Source organism: Planktotalea arctica (assembly GCF_002105285.1).
In the GTDB taxonomy this organism is placed as follows: domain Bacteria; phylum Pseudomonadota; class Alphaproteobacteria; order Rhodobacterales; family Rhodobacteraceae; genus Planktotalea; species Planktotalea arctica.
Genome location: NZ_MUHR01000011.1, coordinates 203,231 through 221,988 on the forward strand (window position 1 = coordinate 203,231; position 18,758 = coordinate 221,988).

Genomic DNA, 18,758 nt, shown 5'->3' on the forward strand with positions numbered 1-18,758 from the left:
ATGGGCATTAGACACATCACATTGCGACCCTTTATGCGATCCTTTGCGCGCACATGCGCAGTTGCGCTTGCGAGCGCGGCGATGCTGGGCGGTTTCACGCCGCATCAGGCACAAGCGCAAAACCAGTTCGCAACCGCCATCAAGGTCAACGACCGTTCCATCACCAATTTCGAAATTGAGGAACGCATCCGGTTTTTGCGCCTTCTTCGCGCCCCGGGCGAGCATAACTCCCTTGCCCGCGAACAACTGATCGACGATCGCCTGAAAATCGGCGCGGCAGCGGCGGTCGGGATCATGCCAAGCTCCGAAAATATTCTAGCCGGCATGGAAGAATTCGCCGCACGCGCCAATCTCACGCGTGAGGAATTCGTCAAGACCATCGAAGCAGGCGGCGTTTCCGAGCAAGCGTTTCGCGATTTCGTGACCTCCGGCATCGCATGGCGTCAGCTGATACAGGCCCGTTTCGGTGGGCGCGTCGATGTGAGCGAGGATGAAGTCGATCGCGCGCTTGCCTCTACAACCGCAACCGGCGGCGTGCGCGTGTTACTCTCGGAAATCATCATGCCTGCGCCACTCGCCGAAGCCGCCGCAGTGCAGGAGCGCGCAGAGCGCATCGCACAAATCAAGACAACAGCAGCATTCGGTTCCGAAGCACGCCGCTATTCCGCCTCGCCCTCGCGTGCACGCAGCGGGCGCCTAGATTGGCTACCGATCTCGCAACTTCCCGCACAGTTGCGCCCGATCATTCTCGGCCTCGCGCCCGGTGAAGTCAGCGCTCCGATTCCGCTACCGAACGCCATTGCACTATTCCAGCTTCGCGATATCGAAGAAACCGATGCGCCCGACCCCAAGTTTTCCGCCATCGAATATGCCGCCTATTACATCGCCGGTGGACGCACAGAGGCCGCTCTGGCCAGCGCGCGCAAGATCGAAAACTCGGTGGATCGCTGCGATGATCTTTACGGCGTCGCCAAGGGGCAAGACCCCAGCGTGCTTGATCGCGGTGCCAAGATACCAAGCGAAATCCCGGCGGATATCGCGCTTGAACTGGCCAAGCTCGATCCCGGAGAGATTTCAACGGCTTTGACACGCTCGAACGGGCAAACACTTGTTCTTTTGATGCTTTGCGGGCGCACCCCAGATCTGGAGCAAGATGTAGATCGGGCCGAACTCTCGCTTGGCCTGCGCAACCAGCGCCTTGAGTCCTACTCCAACGGCTATCTCGAACAGTTGCGCGCCGATGCGCGTATCACAGAGAAATAGGCGCACGCCATGACAGCCCCCATCGCGCTCAGCTGCGGCGAGCCTGCGGGCATTGGCCCGGAAATCGCGCTTGCCGCGTGGCAGGCTCTGCGCGATGATCTGCCGTTTTTCTGGATCGGTGATCCTGCGCATTTGCCAGGTGACGCGGTATTTCAAGAAATTGGCGCGCCCCGAGATGCGCTTGCAGTCTGCGCCTCTGCCCTGCCCGTCTTGAAGCAGACATTCGCAGCCGCGGCCATTCCCGGCAAACCGGACAGTGCCAACGCCCAAGGTGTAATCGACGCTATTGCGCGCGGGGTGGCTCTGGTCAAATCGGGCGAGGCGCGCGCGCTGTGCACTGCACCGATCCACAAACAAGCGCTTCAGGATGGTGCGAGCTTTGCCTATCCGGGCCATACCGAATTTCTAGCGGCGCTTGATGGCGTCAAAGACGTCGTCATGATGCTTGCCAGCGATCAACTGCGCGTGGTGCCTGCCACCATCCATATCCCGCTCAAGGATGTGCCGGATGCGCTGACAGCCGAGGTCTTGGAGAGCGTTCTGCGCATCACCCACCGCGCCTTGATCACACAATTTGGCGTCTCTGACCCGACAATTGCTGTTGCCGGCCTCAACCCGCACGCGGGCGAAGGCGGCAAGATGGGCCTTGAGGACGCCGCCCTTATCGCGCCTGTGCTGGACAAATTGCGCGCGGCCGGCATGTCCCTCAATGGCCCGCTCCCCGCAGATACGATGTTCCACGCCGCTGCGCGCGCGCGCTATGATGCAGCCGTGTGCATGTATCACGACCAAGCGCTGATCCCGATCAAAACGCTGGACTTCGACAAAGGCGTCAACGTCACGCTTGGTCTCAGCTTCATTCGCACATCGCCGGATCACGGCACAGCGCTCGATATCGCAGGCAAAGGCATTGCCAACCCCACCAGTCTGATCGAAGCACTGAAAATGGCCCAAAGGATGAGCGCGACATGAGCTCTATCGACACGCTCCCCCCCTTGCGCGATGTAATTGATCGCCATGATCTGCAAGCGCGCAAATCCATGGGGCAAAACTTCCTGCTCGATCTCAACCTGACCTCCAAGATCGCACGCTATGCCGGGACACTCGACACCCACGATGTGCTCGAGATCGGTCCCGGTCCCGGTGGCCTCACGCGCGGTCTTTTGGCCAATGGCGCACGCAAAGTCCTCGCCATTGAAAAAGACGCGCGCTGCCTGCCCGCGCTACAAGAAATCGCCGAGGCCTACCCGGGCCGTTTACAGCTCATAGAGGGCGACGCGCTCGATACCGACCCGCTCGCACATCTTACACCGCCCATTCGCATCGCGTCCAATCTGCCCTATAACGTCGGAACCGAACTGCTGATCCGTTGGCTAACACCGAAACAATGGCCGCCCTATTGGGACAGCCTGACGCTCATGTTCCAGCGCGAAGTGGCGCAGCGCATCACCGCCGCGCCGGGCAGCAAAGCCTATGGCCGCCTCGCCATTCTGTCGCAATGGCGCTGCGATCCGCAGATCGTGATCAACCTACCGCCCGAGGCGTTCAGCCCTCCACCAAAGGTTTCCAGCGCAGTGGTGCATTTCACCGCCCTACCAGAGCCGCGCTTTCCTGCCGATTTCAAAACGCTGGAGCGTGTGGTCGCAATGGCCTTCAACCAGCGCCGTAAGATGCTGCGCGCCTCGCTCAAAGGCGCAGCGCCCGATATCGAAGATCGCCTGATCGCCGCGGGCCTCAAGCCAACCGAGCGCGCCGAGCAAATTTCCCTTGAAGGCTTTTGCGCCCTGGCGCGCGAACTGAAGAAAACCTGAAGACTTCTCTGGTCCCGCAATACCTCGGGGAGTCTCAGCATTGCTGAGACGGGGCAGCGCCCCGCAAGCAAAAAAGCCGAGCGCTTTGCGCTCGACCTTTTAAAAACCTAAACTCAGCCGGATATTATTCAGCAGCGTCCGAGGCGGGCTCTGGAGCCTCGCTTTGCTCGCTCGCAGGTTTACGCGGCGCACGGGGTTTGCGCTGTGGGCGCGGCTTGCGTGGTTTGCTCTCGGGCGTCTCCACCAATCCGCTATCAGCCGATTCGATCACGTCGATCACATCGGGCTGCACACCGCTATCACTTTGCACTGCTGCAGGCTGCACTTGTGGCTGTGGCTGTGGCTGCTCGGCTTCGCGCGCAGCGCGCTCTGCATCGCGCTCGGCACGTTCGCGGTCGCGCTCGGCCTGACGTTCGCGGTTTTCACGCTCTTGCGCTTCGCGCCGCTCGTCGATCTCTTTTTGCGCAGCGCCTAGCATACGCAGATAGTGCTCTGCATGCTGCGAGAAATTCTCGGTCGCAACACGATCACCCGCAAGCTGCGCATCGCGCGCAAGCTGTTGGTATTTGTCGATAATCTGTTGCGGTGTCCCACGTACCTTGCCCTCGGGGCCGGAACTGTCGAACACGCGGTTGGGAACATTTCCCCCAGATTGTTGCGGGCGATTGCGGTTATTATTCTTCCGCGAACGGGGTTTTGATGATCTCATCTAGCTTCAATCCAGCATATCAATGTCACTGCGATCCATGGTCTGCGCTAACTTAAGGCGCGAAAATCAAGATCACTATTTGTGGCTTGGTGCCAAGGGGAACAGAAACGTGTCATTCACCCGTGTAGCACCTCCCATTAAGCACTTCATCACCAGTGCTGCAACCCGAATTCCCGAAAAACCGCACCCTGCGCGGGAAAAAGCGTGGTTTCATGGCTATATAACCGCTCTGCCGCCTACCCAAACCCCTGAAACGACACGGCTGCGCCCCTCGATATCACTCAAACATTGAATTTCGGTAAACCCGGCCGCGTCAAAAATGTCTTGCACGGCCGCGCCCTGATCAAAGCCGATTTCCACGATAAAGCGTCCAAGGTCCGTCAGATAACCCCCTGCCTGCGCACAGAGCAAGCGGTATACACTCAAACCATCGCCCTCATCCGTGAGCGCGATGCGCGGCTCGAAACCGCGCACATCGATCATCAACTCCTGATAATCGGCTAGCGAAATATAAGGCGGGTTGGACACGATCAGATCAAAACGCCCCTCGATCCCATCCAGCCAGTCCGAGTGCACGAAGCGCGCGCGCGCGCAAACGCCCAAAGCTTTCGCATTTTCGCGCGCCACCTCCAGAGCAGCTTGCGAGATATCAGCGCCCACACCCTGCACGCCGCCACGCTCCGCGAGCAAGCTCAACAGCACGCAGCCAGAGCCGGTGCCAAGATCAAGCACCCTTTCAAAGGGGCCGCCAAGCGCGGCCTCCACCAAAACCTCGGTATCTGCGCGCGGATCAAGCACGTCAGGCGTCACCTTGAACGTATGTTTGTAAAAATCTCGCGTGCCGCGCAGATGCGACAAGGGCGTGCCCGCCCTGCGCCGCACTATCAATGTGCCGTAGCGCGCCATCACATTGTCGGCAAAGTCCTTGTCATCAAGCCCGCTCAAGCCGGCGCGCGTCACCCCGGCCGCGATCGCCAAAAGCGCGCGCGCTTCGCCTCCCGGGTCGGGAACCTGCCCCGCCAGCGCGCCGCGCCCATAGGCCAATGCCTCGCGGGGTGCGCCAGCCTTCAAGACCCCGATCACCCGTTCATATCCGCCAGTTTGCGCGCCTGATCATCTGCCGTCAGCGCGTCGATGATCTCGTCCAGATCGCCCTCCATCACCTGATCCAGCTTATAAAGCGTCAGGTTGATGCGGTGATCACTCATGCGCCCTTGAGGGAAATTATAGGTGCGGATGCGCTCCGAACGATCGCCCGATCCAACTTGCGATTTGCGGTCCGCAGAGCGTTCATCGTCGATCCTTTGCCGCTCCGCATCATAAAGCCGTGTGCGCAAAACCTGCATCGCGATCTCGCGGTTGCGGTGCTGGGATTTCTCGGCGCTGACGACCATGATCCCCGATGGAATATGGGTGATGCGCACCGCCGAATCGGTGGTATTGACGTGCTGCCCACCCGCACCCGACGCGCGCATCGTATCAATGCGAATATCATTGGGCGCAATCACCACATCGACCTCCTGCGCTTCGGGCAGCACCGCCACCGTCGCCGCAGACGTATGAACACGTCCACCGCTTTCGGTCGTTGGCACGCGCTGCACACGGTGCACGCCACTTTCATATTTCAGGCGGGCGAAAACATTCTCGCCCTTGATATGGCCAGTGACTTCCTTGACACCGCCAAGCTCGGTCAACTGCTCCGCGATAATCTCGAACTTCCAGCCCCGCGCTTCGGCATATTTCTGATACATGCGCAGCAGGTCCGCCGCGAAAAGCGCCGCCTCGTCTCCGCCGGTGCCGGGGCGAATCTCGATCATCGCAGGGCGCGCATCGGCGGCATCCCTTGGCAGCAGCGCCAGTTGCAGATCCGCCTCTGCCTTTGGCAAAGCCTCCTTCAGGCTTGGCAGTTCTTCCTCCGCCAACTCCTTCATATCCGGATCACCTAGCATTTGCGTCGCGTCCTCGATATCCGACAGCAACTGCTTGTAGGCCGTGACCTGCTCCACCACAGGTTTCAATTCGGAATATTCGCGCGCGAGGTCCGCGATCTCGCTGCCATCCGCGCCGCCCGCCATTTTCGCTTCGAGAAACTCGAACCTCTGGGTGATCTGCATAAGGCGGTCCATGGGAACCATAGGTGTCTCTCCTGAGTGGCGCGGAACTTGGCGCAGCGCCTCGCTTATGATATACTTGTGCGTATGAGAAAAGTCCTGACCTTCCTCCTATGCGCGGCTCCGATGATTGCAGGTGCAGATGTCACAAGCCCGAGCGGGCGCACGGTGGATTGCTATTGCACCGATAAAAGCGGTGCGCGCCTCGAGCTTGGACAGATGACCTGCATCCAAGTGGATGGGCGCATGTTCATGGCCCAGTGCCAGATGAGCCTTAATTCGCCCATGTGGCGTGAAATATCCAAAGGCTGCCTGTCCTCAGAGCTGCGCGAGCCACCCCTCTACACGCCGCTTGTTGACGCCCATATCTGACTTTCCAAAACGCAAACGGCTGAAAATGCGCAAGCGTCCGTCAACCCGCTGCACCGTCACATAATCGGGAAAGCCCATGATGCGCGTGCGGCTGATATAGGTGATATGGCCCTGTGCAACGCTGCCCGCCAGCACCTTGGCCCCGCTGCCGCGGATCGCCGCATCCAGCGCCGCGAAATCAACATCGACGACGCGCACAGCGCCGCCTGCGAAATCCTTGTCCTGATCCGCCGTCACATCCTGATGCCAACGCGCGGGATCGCTCGGAGCCAATTGTACAAAGGCCACCAGCCCCGCAAGTAACACTAGAATAAACCAAAACCACATACCGTTTCCCTTCATCTTGCCCTTAAACTCATGCAACGCCTGCTCACGAGCGGTAGGCAACATTCGGCAGCACACAAAGCAATTCATAGACCAAATTCGCCGCTGTCAGCGCCGTGTTACCCGAGGTATCATAAGGCGGGCTGACCTCAACCAGATCGCAGCCGACAATGTTAAGACCGCGCAGGCCACGAATAAGCTCCATCGCTTGCATCGTGGTCAGACCGCCAATTTCAGGCGTTCCTGTACCGGGCGCATAGGCTGGATCAAGGCTGTCGATATCATAGCTGATATAGACGGGTGTATCGCCAATTTTTTCTTTTATATCAGCAGCAAGCGGCGCGAGACTCTTGTGCCAGAGATCAGGCGCGAGGTGCTGGCTAAAGCCCCATCCAGCCGCCTCGCTGAAATCGTCCGCGCCGTAGCCTGTCCCGCGAAGTCCGATTTGAAACACTTTGTCCGCCTGCAAACAGCCGTCCTCATAAGCGCGGCGAAACACAGTGCCATGGGTTTCGCGCACACCAAACATATGCTCGTTCACATCCGCATGTGCATCCACATGAACCAAAGCGACAGGGCCATGTTTCTTGGCGATGCTGCGCAGGATCGGCAGGGTCAGCGAATGATCGCCGCCAAGGGCTACAGGGATCATAGGTGACTTTAACAACGTGTCATAATATTTTGTAATGATACGCAAACTGTCACTTAGGGAGAACGTGTTGATCGGCACATCGCCAATATCACCCACGTTCAAACTATCAAACGGCGCTGCACCTGTTTGCAGATTATAGGGCCGGATCATCGCGCTTTGCTCGCGGATTTGTTTTGGACCGAAGCGCGTGCCAGAGCGCCAGCTTGTCCCGATATCCATCGGAATACCAAGCACCGCAACATCGAGCCCCTCGGGGCCATCCTGCGCAGGCAGACGCATAAACGTCTGCGGACCGGAAAATCGCGCCAGTTCATTGCCGCCAAGAGGTTGGTTCGTCATTGGCCTTTTCCCAAATGATTCCAGCCCCATAGGGACATAAGCTCAACCGCCACATGCGCGCCGGCGATCGCTGTTGCGCCGCTCGCATCGAAGGGCGGTGAAACTTCCACAATATCGCCGCCAACCATGTTGATCCCTGCCAGATCGCGCAGGATCGCCGCCGCTTGCCAGGATGCAAGGCCGCCCCAGACGGGTGTGCCTGTGCCGGGCGCAAAGGCGGGATCGAGGCAGTCGATATCGAAAGTGACATAGGTTTTGTGATCGCCCACGATCTCCTTCACGCGCGCAGCGACCGCCGCAGCGCCATGCTCATGCACCCAGCGCGCATCGAGAATATTCACCCCCATCGTATCAGGGTTATCCGTACGAATTCCGATAGATACCGAGCGCTTTGGATCTATCAGACCCAGCTTGATCGCCTTGTAGAACATCGTTCCATGGTCGATCCGCTCCATATTGTCATCCTGCCACGTATCGGTGTGCGCATCGAACTGGATCAAGCTCAGCGGCCCGTATTTTTCCGCATAGGCCTTGAGGATCGGAAAGCTGATGTAGTGATCGCCGCCAAGGCAAATGCTTGCGGCGCCCGCATCCAAAATACCCTTGATATGATTGGTTAACGCTGCGGGAAATTCGCTGACCATGGCATAATCAAACGCCAGATCACCGTAATCGACGATATTCAGCTCGGATAGCGGATCATAGCCCCAGCCATAGGGCGCGTCGGGCGCTTGCAGGCTCGATGCTTCGCGGATCGCGCGCGGTCCAAGGCGGGTGCCTGTCCGGTTGGTCACAGCCTGATCGAAGGGCACGCCTGTGATCGCCAGATCAACGCCGCTGAGGTCCTTGCTGTAACGTCGCCGCAAAAACGACGTCGCCCCGCCAAAGGTGTTTTCATTGCTCAATCCACGCGAATTTTCTCGTGTAAACGCATGATCTACTTGTGTTTTTGCATCCTCTAAGCCCATGGATTATGCCCCCGAAACCGGTTGTGAACGCTCGACCAGACGCGCGAAGAAACTCGCGCCGACCGGGGCCACAGCATCGTTGAAATTATACTCGGGGTGATGCAGCCCTGCGCTTTCTCCCTGACCTAGAAATAGATACGCGCCGGGGCGCTGTTGCAACATATAGGCAAAATCCTCTGCGCCCATTTCGCGGCCCGCATCGGCATTCACATTATCTTCACCCGATATTTCAATAGCAATTTCAGCCGCATGTGCCGCTTCCTTCGCGTGGTTTATCGTGGCCGGATAGCCGCGCTCATAGCGCAATTCGGCCGTGACCCCGTAGGAGGCTGCTTGGCCTGCCACGATCTCGCCAAGGCGGCGCTCGACCATGTCCTGCACATTCGGGTCAAACGTGCGCACGGTGCCGTTGATATATGCACTGTCGGGGATCACGTTATCGACCGTGCCCGTGTGGATTTGCGTGACCGAAACCACCAGATCATCAAGTGCATAGTGATTGCGCGACACAATCGTCTGGATCGCTTGCGCCACGCCGCAGGCCGCAATCACCGGATCGCGGGTTTCATGGGGCATCGCGCCGTGTCCACCAACGCCTTTGATATCAATATGGAACGTGTCCACCGCCGCCATGATCGCGCCGGGCGTGGTATAAAATCCGCCTTGCACAAAGCCGGGGGCGTTGTGGATGCCGTAGACGGACCCGATATGAAACCTATCCATGATTCCCTCGTTCACCATAACTTCCGCGCCGCCACCATTTTCTTCAGCGGGCTGGAAGATCAGCGCAACGCGCCCCGAAAAATTACGCGTCTCAGCCAGATAGCGCGCCGCGCCAAGCAGCATCACCGTGTGACCGTCATGGCCACATGCGTGCATTTTTCCGGCGTGGGTGGAGGCATAGTCCAGCCCCGTCGCCTCGATAATCGGAAGACCATCAAAGTCTGCGCGCAGACCAATCGTCGGCCCATCACCCTGCCCCTTGATGATCGCGACGATGCCGGTTTGCGCAATACCCTCATGAATTTCATCAACGCCCATTTCGCGCAAACGCGCCGCGATAAACGCCGCCGTTTTCGGGCAATCAAAGGACAACTCGGGGATTGTGTGCAAATGTTGCCGCCACTCTGTCATGTCGGCGGAAAACTCCGCGATGCGGTTCACTACGGGCATAGGATGGACTCCCCAAGGGCTATCGTTAGAAACGTATCTGACAGAAAAGGACGCCCCACCGCAATGCCAGATGATACCTTGATCCACGATCCCAATGGCGGCATGCCGCGCCTTTTGGCCATCATGCGCGCGCTGCGTGATCCCGATACCGGATGCCCTTGGGACATCGAGCAGGATTTCGCCTCCATCGCGCCCTACACCATCGAGGAAGCCTATGAGGTCGCCGACGCGATCGAGCGCGAGAACTGGGAGGAGCTACGCGGCGAGCTTGGCGATCTGCTGTTCCAATCGGTGTTTCATGCGCAAATGGCGAGTGAGCTTGGGTTGTTTGATTTTGACGATGTGGCCAACACAATGTCGGACAAGATGCTCGCGCGTCACCCTCATGTCTTCGGCGATCAGAGCAACGCCAAATCCGCCGAGCAGCAAACGGTTGATTGGGAAGTGATCAAAGCCGCAGAGCGTGCTGGCAAAGCGCAGGGCGGTACGCTTGACGGGGTTGCGGTTGGGCTGCCTGCGCTTTTGCGCGCCAAAAAGTTGCAAAAACGCGCGGCAAGGGTCGGGTTTGACTGGCCCTCCACAGATCAGGTTCTGGATAAGATCGTCGAGGAAGCAGGCGAGTTGGTCGAGGCGCGCAATGAGCTATCGCAAGCGGAAGTCGAGGAAGAATTCGGTGATCTGCTCTTTGTGATGGTCAATCTCGGGCGTCACCTTGGTATCGAATCCGAAACCGCGCTGCGCGCTGCGAACGCCAAGTTTACGCGCCGTTTCGAGAGCATCGAGGCCGCATTGGCCGCGCGCGGCAAAACGCCCGAGCAGTCCGATCTAGAGGAAATGGATGCGCTCTGGGATGCTGCGAAATTACAGGAAAAACAGCGCTAGGCCCCCCGAGGCCCAGAGATGCCTCACAGCATCTTTTCGCTGGGCCGCCGCAACCGCCATGGACAAGGCGGATCTGCTCCCGCATTTTGCGCTCAAAAAGGACAATGCCATGCCGCCCAGAGATATCATCATCGACACCGATCCCGGTCAGGACGACGCCGCCGCAATCCTTCTGGCGCTGGCCAGCCCCGAGGACATTAATGTGCTCGGCATCACCGCGGTCGCGGGTAATGTTCCCTTGCCTCTCACACAGAAAAATACACGTATTGTCTGCGAGTTAGCGGGCAAGGTTGATGTGCCTGTTTTTGCCGGCTGCGACGCGCCGATGGCCCGCGCGCTGGTCACCGCCGAGCATGTGCACGGCAAGACAGGCCTTGACGGTCCGACGCTGCCCGACCCCGTGATGCCCTTGCAGGATCAGCACGGCGTTGATTTCATCATCGAGACCTTGCGCACGCGCCCAAGCGGCACGGTCACGCTTTGCCCGCTTGGACCGTTAACAAATATTGCGACCGCCTTGCAGCGCGCGCCCGACGTTGCTGAGCGGGTTAAGGAAATCGTGCTCATGGGCGGTGCCTATTTCGAGGTGGGCAACATCACGCCCGCCGCCGAATTCAACATTTACGTTGATCCGGAAGCCGCTGATATTGTGTTTAAATCCGGCATAAAAATTACTGTCATGCCACTGGATGTCACCCATAAAGTCCTGGTTACACCCGCGCGCGTTCAGGCCCTGCGTGAGTGCGGCACGCCCGTTTGTGATGCCATGGCAGATATGATCGATTTCTTCGAACGCTTTGATACGGATAAATACGGCAGTGCGGGCGCGCCTTTACACGATCCTTGCGTCACCGCCTATCTGATCCGGCCCGACCTGTTTACAGGGCGCCAGATCAATGTAGAGATCGAGGTTCAGTCACATCTAACCCTCGGCATGACTGTTGCCGATTGGTGGGGCGTGACGGACCGCGCGCCCAACGCGATGTTCATGGGCGACGTGGATGCGCAGGGATTTTTCGATCTGCTCACCGAAAGGCTGGCCCGCTTATGAGCGCAGCACTGCACCTCGCCAAGCCTGATGATCTGGCGCGCCTGTTGCCGCTTGTTGCCGCATTTCACAGCGAAGTTGAGCTGCAAAGCACTGATGAGGAACGCAAAAACGCTCTGATGCCCTTACTTGAAGGATCACCGCATGGGGCAATCTATCTGATCGGTCCCTCCAAAGGTCCCATAGGTTATATCGTCGTGACCTTTGGCTGGTCGATCGAATTTGGCGGGCTCGACGGCTTCATTGATGAAATCTACATTCGTCCCGGCGTGCGCGGCCGCGGCGTTGGCGCGGAGGTGATTACATCGCTAGCGGGCATGCTGAAATCTGTCGGCATGAAAGCCCTGCATCTGGAAGTCGAGCCGGCCAATGACAGCGCCATGCGGCTCTACACGCGCTGCCATTTCAAGGCGCGCGATGGATATTTGCTCATGTCCCGTGTTCTTTGATGCCAAAGCGCTTATATGTGCGCTATGAAAACACGTATTCCTTTCGACAATAGCTTCGCCGCGCTCACGGGCGGCTTTTTCAGCCACCAAGCGCCAGAGCCTGCGCCCGCGCCCACGCTCATCGCCTATAACCTGGCACTTGGTGCCGAGCTTGGGATAGAGGCAGGCGACGATCTTGCCGAAATTTTCAGCGGCGCGTCAGTCCCGGGCGGGGCCGAGCCGCTGGCGCAGCTCTACGCAGGACATCAATTCGGCAATTACAATCCCCAGCTTGGCGACGGGCGCGCAGTCCTGCTTGGCGAAGTGATCAGCGCGCATGGTGCACGCCGCGACATCCAGCTTAAGGGATCGGGGCGTACGCCCTATTCGCGCGGCGGCGATGGCAAGGCATGGCTTGGCCCGGTGCTGCGCGAATATGTGGTGTCAGAGGCGATGCACGCCCTTGGCATCCCCACGACGCGCGCGTTGGCCGCCACTTCCACGGGTGAATCCGTTTACCGCGAGGGCGCTAAACCCGGTGCAATCGTAACGCGCGTTGCCGCCTCGCATATCCGCGTTGGCACGTTTCAGGTCTTCGCCGCGCGCGGGCAGATCGAGCAACTCCAGACCCTCGCCGAGTACACGATTGCGCGCCACTATCCCGATGCAAACGGCCCCGAGGGTCTACTGCAGGCCGCGATGGATGCGCAGGCCAGCCTCATCCCCAAATGGATGGGCGTCGGCTTTATTCACGGCGTGATGAATACCGACAATTGCCAGATCGCAGGCGAAACCATCGACTACGGGCCTTGCGCCTTTATGGATGCCTTCGCTTCGGATCGCGTGTTCAGCTCGATTGATCGAAATGGCCGCTACAGCTTTGCCAACCAGCCCGATATCGCGATCTGGAACATGGCGCAGCTTGCCACAGCGCTGCTTCCCCTGATGCCCGATCCGGACGCTGCCGTTGAGCGCTTCACCGTGATGCTGCACGCCATGAAAGACGATCTGCGCGCAGGCTGGCTTAGCACCTTTGCCGCCAAACTCGGCATCGCGGCTCCCATAGACACCGATGCCGCCTTGATCACCGATCTGCTCGCCTTGATGGAAACCGGCGGCGCTGATTTCACCAATACGTTCAACGCCCTCACGCGCGGCGATGCCAGCGATGAAATGACCGATCGCAGTGCCTACGGCACATGGCACGCGCGCTGGCAGGAACGCCTCAAGGGCGAGAGCGGTGCCCAGGCTCTCATGGCCACCTCAAACCCCGTGATCATCCCGCGCAATCACCGGATCGAGCAAATGATCGACGCCGCTGTTGCAGGCGATTTCGCGCTTTTCCAAAGGCTGGACACGGCACTGAAAACCCCCTTCACCGAGCGTGCAAACATCGCTGATCTCAAACGCCCCCCAAGCAAACAGGAAATCGTCCCTGCCACTTTCTGCGGGACGTAATCCGCTTCATCTTGCCCTTTAAACTCTCGCGCGCAGCGCGAAACACTACGCAGGAACGGGCTTGCGCCGTGAAATCAGCAAGAGCCCTATACAGACCAGAACCAGAGCTCCGATAATTTCAGGGCCAATATGCTCGCCCAGCAGCCACCAGCCCATAAACACGCTCAGCACCGGCGACAGGAACGAAAAGGCGGCAATGTCGGAGGCGGGATAAATCTTCATCATCGCGAACCAAAGCAGGAAACCGAACAGCACGGTGACGATCGACTGAAACAGTAGCCCCGCCCCATGGATCATGGAAAAGTCGCGCAATAGCGGCCCAAAGAGCGGCGCAAGCGCAAAAAAGACCACCGTCGAGATCGCCAGTTGCGCCGCCAGCTGCATCTCTGCGGGGGCGGTACTGACAGGGGTCAGGCGCACGGTCAGCGCGATCCCCGCCCAGGACAGCGCGGCGATCAAGGCCAGCACATCGCCAAGCAGGCTCGCCTGTCCAGACGAGCGATCGAGAAACGCCCAGACCACGCCGCCAATAGCAATGCCAAAACCCAAAAGGCGCACGCCCGTCAAACGCTCGCCAGGCAGCGCAAAATGCGCAATAAGGCCCAGCCAGATCGGCATGGTGTAGAAAATCACGCTCGCGCGGCTGACCGTGGTGATGTCCAGCGCAAGGAAAATGCACAGAAATTCAATCGAGAACAGCGCCCCCACCAAAGCTGCGCCCCACATCTGGCCGCGCGTCATGTGCATCGATATCCCGCGCCAGCGCATCCAGACGATGAGCGCGGCAAGACCGAGGAGCGAACGCAATCCAGCAGCGAAAATTGGCTGGATGCCCTCTATCGTGACTTTGATCACCACTTGGTTGAAGGCAAAAAGCACCGCAAACCCAAGCATCGCCGACACGCCAAACGCGTCCAATCTGTCTTTTCTGTCCATCAATACCGCAGACCTCATACGTGCGCAGAGGTCAAGTGCGAACGCCGCGAACGAACCCGCGCCCTTCATCTGCGCGCCGCGGCGGGCAACACTGTGAAAATGCGCTGGCACTGTGCTTGAGCGAGGGGGAATAGCCGCCGGCAATTCTCACCGCGAGCGATATTGTGAAAATCGCCTTGATCATCGTACAAAGCTCTATCCCGGCACGCCTTGCCAATCGCTTTGGCCGTGTGCCGGTTTTAGTATAACCTTTTATTTAGGGGCATATCGCCCCTCCCTCGCATTCAGGAGAAATAATATGAGCCTCATGGGAACGCTGGCAAAAGTCGCAATCGGATACGCAACCGCGCGCGGCGTCGAAAAAATGTCGGGCGGCGGCGGACTAAGCGCGCTCTTGGGCGGTGGCAGCGCCGCTGAGACAGGAAGCGACGCAAACCCGATGGCCGCGATGATGCAGCAGATGATGGGCGGCGGCGCTAATGAGGCCAATGCAGGCAATCCGATGGCGGATATGATGGCCAAGATGACTGGTAGTGCGGCAGGTGCCACCAACCCGATGGCTGAAATGATGGCACAATTCACTGGCGGCGGCGTGGCAACTGACAAAGGCGGGCTGTTGTCCTCTGCAGGCACAACTGGCGGCGCAGGGCTTGCGGGCCTGTTCGCAGCCATGGGCGGCGCAGCGGCGATGGGCGGCAAGGGTGTCGGCGATATGCTTGACTGTTTCGGCAAAGCGGCCCCCGGCACGCCGGAAGTGGAGCAATCCGCAGGCTTGATGCTGCGCGCTATGATCCAAGCGGCGAAATGCGACGGCGATATCGACGCGGCCGAACGTGCGAAAATCCTCGAAACCGTCGGCGATGATGCGGATGCAGAGGACATGGCCTTTATTCAGGCGCAGCTGAGCGCGCCGGTGGATGTGGAGACGCTGACGGCGGACACGCCCGACGCGCAGAAATTTCAGGTCTATGCAATGTCGATGATGTCGATCCGCGTCGATACCCCCGCAGAAAAAGCCTATATGGCCGCCCTCGCGGATGCGCTTGGCATTGACCCGCAAACGGCGCTGATGCTGAATATGCAGATGGGTGTAAACGCTTAAACCCGCGTTCGCTTCGCAAAAAATGAAAAATGCCGCAAGGGGCGACCCTTCGCGGCATTTTTTGTGGTGCAGAGTTACGTCTCAACTCTGAATAATGCGCGAATACACAGATTTTCGGCGATCCTGCAAAATTTGAAGCGCAACAATTTCAGTCCCCTTGCCGGCGTCGAAATCGATCCAATAAGGATGCACTTCCTGTGCAGAGCGCTTTGCCAGCCCACGCGCGCTGATTGGCGCGGGGCTGGGAATCACATCGGCGGCTTAAGCGGAAGGTTTTCCGCCGCCTGCCCCGCCACCGCCGCTACGGCGACGACGTCCACCGCTTGGCCCAGCAGGTTTGGCACCGCCTGCCCCTTCGGGGCGCGTGCCCCCGGGTTTACCGCGCCGTGCGCCGCCAGCAGGCTTGCCACCGCCGCCAGGGCGACCACCGCCGCCTTTGCCACGACCTCCACCACCCATGCCAGAGCGGCTTTTTGCAGAGGGGCCGTCAAAATCTACCCAAGGCGTGCCAGAGGCCACCTCGATCGAGATTTTCATCGTCTTTTCGATGTCTTTTAGTAAATCCATCTCGTCCGGTGCACAGAACGCGATCGCCGCACCATCCTTGCCCGCGCGCGCGGTCCGGCCAATGCGGTGCACATAGGCGTCCGGCACATTGGGCAATTCATAGTTATAAACGTGGCGCACATCGGGGATGTCAAGGCCGCGCGCGGCAACATCCGTCGCCACGAGGACTTTCATCTCGCCCTTTTTAAAGGCGGCGAGTGCGCGCTCGCGCTGTCCCTGACTCTTGTTGCCATGGATCGAGGTCGCAGCAAACCCGCGTGCGACCAGTTGTTTCATCAGTTTTTCGCTGCCATGTTTCGTGCGCCCGAAAACCAATGCGCGCTCGTCCTTATGGGCGCTCAGCAATTCGATCAAAAGAGATTGCTTTTCCGTCTTGGCGATAAAATGCACCACCTGCGTAACCTTGTCCGCGGCCTTGCCCGGGGGCGAAACCTGAATGCGGCGCGGGCTTTTGAGGTAGGTGTTGGCGATCTCGTTCATCAACTTTGGCATCGTCGCCGAGAACAGCATCGTTTGACGCTGCTCGGGCAATACCGCCGCGATCTGGCGCAGCGCATGGATAAAGCCCATGTCGAGCATTTGATCCGCCTCGTCGAGCACGAGGAAATGCGCCTCCTTAAGCGTGAGCGCGCGGCGATCCATCAGATCAATCAAACGGCCCGGCGTGGCGACCAGAATATCAATGCCCTTTTCAAGGCGCTTGGATTGCACGTTGATCGACTGTCCACCAACAACCAGCGCGACCTTGATCGACGTGCCAACGGTATAATCTTTCAGGTTCTCGACGATCTGCCCGGCCAACTCGCGCGTCGGCGCAAGGATCAGCGCGCGCACCGATTTGGGCGCGGGGCGACCTGGGTTTTCGCTCAGCAGCGTGATCAACGGCAGGCCGAACGCCGCCGTCTTGCCTGTGCCGGTCTGGGCAAGGCCAAGCACGTCGTGGCCGTTCAAGGCCTCGGGAATGGCGCGGGCCTGAATAGGGGTCGGTGTGGTCAGGCCCAGCTCTTTCAAACGGCTCACGAGACGTTCGGGCAGGCCCATGGTTTCAAATTCACTCAACGGATAAATGTCCTTTAGGGATTTCTGTGCGGCGTCGCCCGTGGATGGGCCCGTGTGAAGACACGTCTTGCAGCATTTGTGCCGCACATGGGCCTTCTGCGCACATGAGTCAACCTTTGCGCCCCTTTTCCCCGACGCAGCGTTGCGTTACACCCGCACTTCATGGACCTGTGGAGCCCGTTATGGCCGATAAAACCATCATAGAGCGCTGCGAGGCCAAAGGCCTACGCATGACCGGCCAACGCCGCACCATTGCCAACGTGCTGCAAGCCAGCGACGATCATCCCGATGTAGAAGAGCTTTATGCGCGCGCCTCTGCCGAGGATGCGGGCATTTCCATCGCGACGGTTTACCGCACGGTCAAGCTCTTTGACGAGGCGGGTATTCTGGACAAGCTGGAATTCGGCGACGGGCGCGCACGCTATGAGGATGCCGAGCGTGAACACCATGATCACCTTATCGATATGAATTCAGGCGAAGTGATCGAATTTGTCGATCCCGAAATAGAAGAATTGCAAGAGCGGATTGCAGCCCGCCTTGGTTACAAGCTCAAAGGTCACAAGCTGGAACTTTACGGCGTGCCCCTCAAGCCCAAGGCGCACTGACGCGTGGGAAATCCACGTGCCGCCATCTTAATGGTTCTCGCGATGGCGACCTTTGCCATGGGCGATGCTTTAGTAAAAACCTCCGCTGGCAATATGTCGATCGCACAGGTGTTGATCTTTATGGCCACGCCCGGTGTGATCCTGTTCGCGATTGTTGGTCAACGCGCGGGCCAGCCACCTATCTCCAAAGAATTTTTCGCGCGCCCCGTGATGCTGCGCAACGCAGTCGAAGGGATGACCGCGATCTGCATGGTCTCTGCGCTGGCCATGGCCCCCCTCAGCCTTGTTATCGCGATTATTCAGGCGGTGCCGCTCTTTGTCACCCTTGGCGCTGCGTTGATCCTCAAGGAAAAAGTCGGGCCGCGCCGCTGGATCGCCGTCATCGTCGGCTTTATCGGCGTCATGCTGATGCTGCGCCCCGATGCCAGCGGCATTTCGCTTGGCGCGCTTGTCGCGCTGCTTGCAGCCGTCGGTTTGTCGGCGCGTGATATCATCACCCGCGCCATGCCCATGCGGATAGGCACATTGCAAATGGCCACTTGGGGCAGCGCCGCGCTAATCCCTGCCGGGCTTTTGATGATGCCCTTTACCGGCCCGCACGCTATGCCATCGAGCACCGCATGGATCATTATCCTCTGCGCCTCCATGGCCAATGCCATCGGCTATTATTCGATCACCGCCGCGATGCGCCTTGGCGATGTATCCTACGTCACGCCGTTTCGCTACACGCGCCTCGTGTTCGCGCTGATCATCGCCGCGCTGTTCTTCCACGAGCGCCCGGACACACTAACGCTCATCGGAGCCTTCATCGTCATCGGCTCTGGCCTGTTCGTGATGTGGCGTGAAAGAAAAACTACCGTTAGCGATAACATGTAGCGCGCTAACAGGGTTTCCCCGAAGCTATGTGCAGTGTAGGAACGCGTCAAATCCAATCGACACAAGGACGCACAC

Annotated in this window: 20 protein-coding genes; 11 read left to right on the plus strand and 9 right to left on the minus strand. The window is 59.1% G+C overall.

All coding sequences use genetic code 11. The features are described 5' to 3' along the window. Genes B9P63_RS11625 through rsmA form a run of 3 tightly spaced genes read left to right on the plus strand, consistent with a single transcriptional unit; the run spans nucleotide 1 to nucleotide 3,074 of the window. Entirely contained in the window at nucleotides 1-1,263 is a 1,263-nt protein-coding gene (locus tag B9P63_RS11625) for a peptidylprolyl isomerase (protein WP_245830645.1), read from the plus strand. A 9-nt stretch (nucleotides 1,264-1,272) separates the two neighbouring features. Beyond that, a complete protein-coding gene (pdxA, locus tag B9P63_RS11630; RefSeq protein ID WP_085308914.1) occupies nucleotides 1,273-2,235 on the plus strand; it encodes a 4-hydroxythreonine-4-phosphate dehydrogenase PdxA in 963 nt (320 codons plus the stop codon). Beyond that, nucleotides 2,232-3,074, plus strand: a complete 843-nt coding sequence (rsmA, locus tag B9P63_RS11635; protein ID WP_085308916.1) for a 16S rRNA (adenine(1518)-N(6)/adenine(1519)-N(6))-dimethyltransferase RsmA — start codon at nucleotides 2,232-2,234, stop codon at nucleotides 3,072-3,074. Before pdxA ends, rsmA begins: the two co-directional genes overlap by 4 nt. 124 nt (nucleotides 3,075-3,198) lie before the next feature. Here rsmA and B9P63_RS11640 read toward each other — a convergent pair whose 3' ends face one another. From B9P63_RS11640 to prfA, 3 genes are all read right to left on the minus strand, one after another. Next, nucleotides 3,199-3,783, minus strand: coding sequence for a DUF4167 domain-containing protein (locus B9P63_RS11640; protein ID WP_085308918.1), 585 nt, complete (start codon nucleotides 3,781-3,783; stop codon nucleotides 3,199-3,201). A 216-nt stretch (nucleotides 3,784-3,999) separates the two neighbouring features. Then, on the minus strand, nucleotides 4,000-4,866 hold the full coding sequence (prmC, locus tag B9P63_RS11645) for a peptide chain release factor N(5)-glutamine methyltransferase (RefSeq protein WP_342743594.1): 867 nt from the start codon (nucleotides 4,864-4,866) through the stop codon (nucleotides 4,000-4,002). Then, a complete protein-coding gene (gene prfA / locus B9P63_RS11650; protein WP_085308920.1) occupies nucleotides 4,863-5,918 on the minus strand; it encodes a peptide chain release factor 1 in 1,056 nt (351 codons plus the stop codon). Before prfA ends, prmC begins: the two co-directional genes overlap by 4 nt. Nucleotides 5,919-5,981: 63 nt before the next feature. Between prfA and B9P63_RS11655 the strand changes: the two genes are divergently transcribed. Continuing rightward, nucleotides 5,982-6,266 (plus strand): hypothetical protein, encoded by a 285-nt coding sequence (locus B9P63_RS11655; protein ID WP_245830661.1) that lies wholly within the window; start codon nucleotides 5,982-5,984, stop codon nucleotides 6,264-6,266. On the opposite strand, the gene B9P63_RS11660 is transcribed toward B9P63_RS11655, so the two are convergent. Genes B9P63_RS11660 through B9P63_RS11675 form a run of 4 tightly spaced genes read right to left on the minus strand, consistent with a single transcriptional unit; the run spans nucleotide 6,213 to nucleotide 9,722 of the window. Further along, nucleotides 6,213-6,593, minus strand: a complete 381-nt coding sequence (locus B9P63_RS11660; protein WP_085309243.1) for a DUF1499 domain-containing protein — start codon at nucleotides 6,591-6,593, stop codon at nucleotides 6,213-6,215. The two genes, B9P63_RS11655 and B9P63_RS11660, sit on opposite strands and share 54 nt — an antisense overlap. A gap of 43 nt (nucleotides 6,594-6,636) precedes the next feature. Continuing rightward, nucleotides 6,637-7,581, minus strand: a complete 945-nt coding sequence (gene speB, locus B9P63_RS11665) for an agmatinase (protein WP_085308924.1) — start codon at nucleotides 7,579-7,581, stop codon at nucleotides 6,637-6,639. Continuing rightward, entirely contained in the window at nucleotides 7,578-8,549 is a 972-nt protein-coding gene (gene speB, locus B9P63_RS11670; protein WP_085308926.1) for an agmatinase, read from the minus strand. Before speB (B9P63_RS11670) ends, speB (B9P63_RS11665) begins: the two co-directional genes overlap by 4 nt. A gap of 3 nt (nucleotides 8,550-8,552) precedes the next feature. Beyond that, nucleotides 8,553-9,722, minus strand: coding sequence for a M20 aminoacylase family protein (locus tag B9P63_RS11675; protein ID WP_085308928.1), 1,170 nt, complete (start codon nucleotides 9,720-9,722; stop codon nucleotides 8,553-8,555). 63 nt (nucleotides 9,723-9,785) lie between these two features. Here B9P63_RS11675 and mazG point away from each other — a divergent pair, with 63 nt between their 5' ends. The 4 genes from mazG to B9P63_RS11695 all read left to right on the plus strand — a co-directional run bounded on the left by mazG (nucleotide 9,786) and on the right by B9P63_RS11695 (nucleotide 13,538). Next, the gene (gene mazG, locus B9P63_RS11680) at nucleotides 9,786-10,604 is read left to right on the plus strand and encodes a nucleoside triphosphate pyrophosphohydrolase (RefSeq protein ID WP_085308930.1); all 819 of its coding nucleotides are present in this window, start codon (nucleotides 9,786-9,788) and stop codon (nucleotides 10,602-10,604) included. 109 nt (nucleotides 10,605-10,713) lie between these two features. After that, nucleotides 10,714-11,655, plus strand: coding sequence for a nucleoside hydrolase (locus B9P63_RS11685; RefSeq protein ID WP_085309245.1), 942 nt, complete (start codon nucleotides 10,714-10,716; stop codon nucleotides 11,653-11,655). Further along, nucleotides 11,652-12,101: a GNAT family N-acetyltransferase gene (locus B9P63_RS11690; protein WP_085308932.1), complete on the plus strand. Its 450-nt coding sequence runs from the start codon at nucleotides 11,652-11,654 to the stop codon at nucleotides 12,099-12,101. Before B9P63_RS11685 ends, B9P63_RS11690 begins: the two co-directional genes overlap by 4 nt. 24 nt (nucleotides 12,102-12,125) lie before the next feature. Continuing rightward, nucleotides 12,126-13,538 carry a protein adenylyltransferase SelO gene (locus B9P63_RS11695; protein WP_085308934.1) on the plus strand — a complete coding sequence of 471 codons (1,413 nt, stop codon included), beginning with the start codon at nucleotides 12,126-12,128 and terminating at the stop codon, nucleotides 13,536-13,538. Nucleotides 13,539-13,583: 45 nt separating this feature from the next. On the opposite strand, the gene B9P63_RS11700 is transcribed toward B9P63_RS11695, so the two are convergent. Further along, entirely contained in the window at nucleotides 13,584-14,474 is an 891-nt protein-coding gene (locus B9P63_RS11700; RefSeq protein ID WP_085309247.1) for a DMT family transporter, read from the minus strand. Between the two features lie 298 nt (nucleotides 14,475-14,772). Here B9P63_RS11700 and B9P63_RS11705 point away from each other — a divergent pair, with 298 nt between their 5' ends. After that, nucleotides 14,773-15,576: a tellurite resistance TerB family protein gene (locus B9P63_RS11705; protein ID WP_085308937.1), complete on the plus strand. Its 804-nt coding sequence runs from the start codon at nucleotides 14,773-14,775 to the stop codon at nucleotides 15,574-15,576. A 261-nt stretch (nucleotides 15,577-15,837) separates the two neighbouring features. On the opposite strand, the gene B9P63_RS11710 is transcribed toward B9P63_RS11705, so the two are convergent. Continuing rightward, entirely contained in the window at nucleotides 15,838-17,202 is a 1,365-nt protein-coding gene (locus B9P63_RS11710) for a DEAD/DEAH box helicase (protein WP_085308939.1), read from the minus strand. A gap of 182 nt (nucleotides 17,203-17,384) precedes the next feature. On the opposite strand from B9P63_RS11710, the gene B9P63_RS11715 reads away from it, so the two are divergent. Continuing rightward, nucleotides 17,385-17,807 carry a Fur family transcriptional regulator gene (locus B9P63_RS11715; protein WP_085308941.1) on the plus strand — a complete coding sequence of 141 codons (423 nt, stop codon included), beginning with the start codon at nucleotides 17,385-17,387 and terminating at the stop codon, nucleotides 17,805-17,807. A gap of 3 nt (nucleotides 17,808-17,810) precedes the next feature. Further along, nucleotides 17,811-18,683, plus strand: a complete 873-nt coding sequence (locus tag B9P63_RS11720) for a DMT family transporter (RefSeq protein WP_139816256.1) — start codon at nucleotides 17,811-17,813, stop codon at nucleotides 18,681-18,683. Nucleotides 18,684-18,758: the final 75 nt, after the last annotated feature.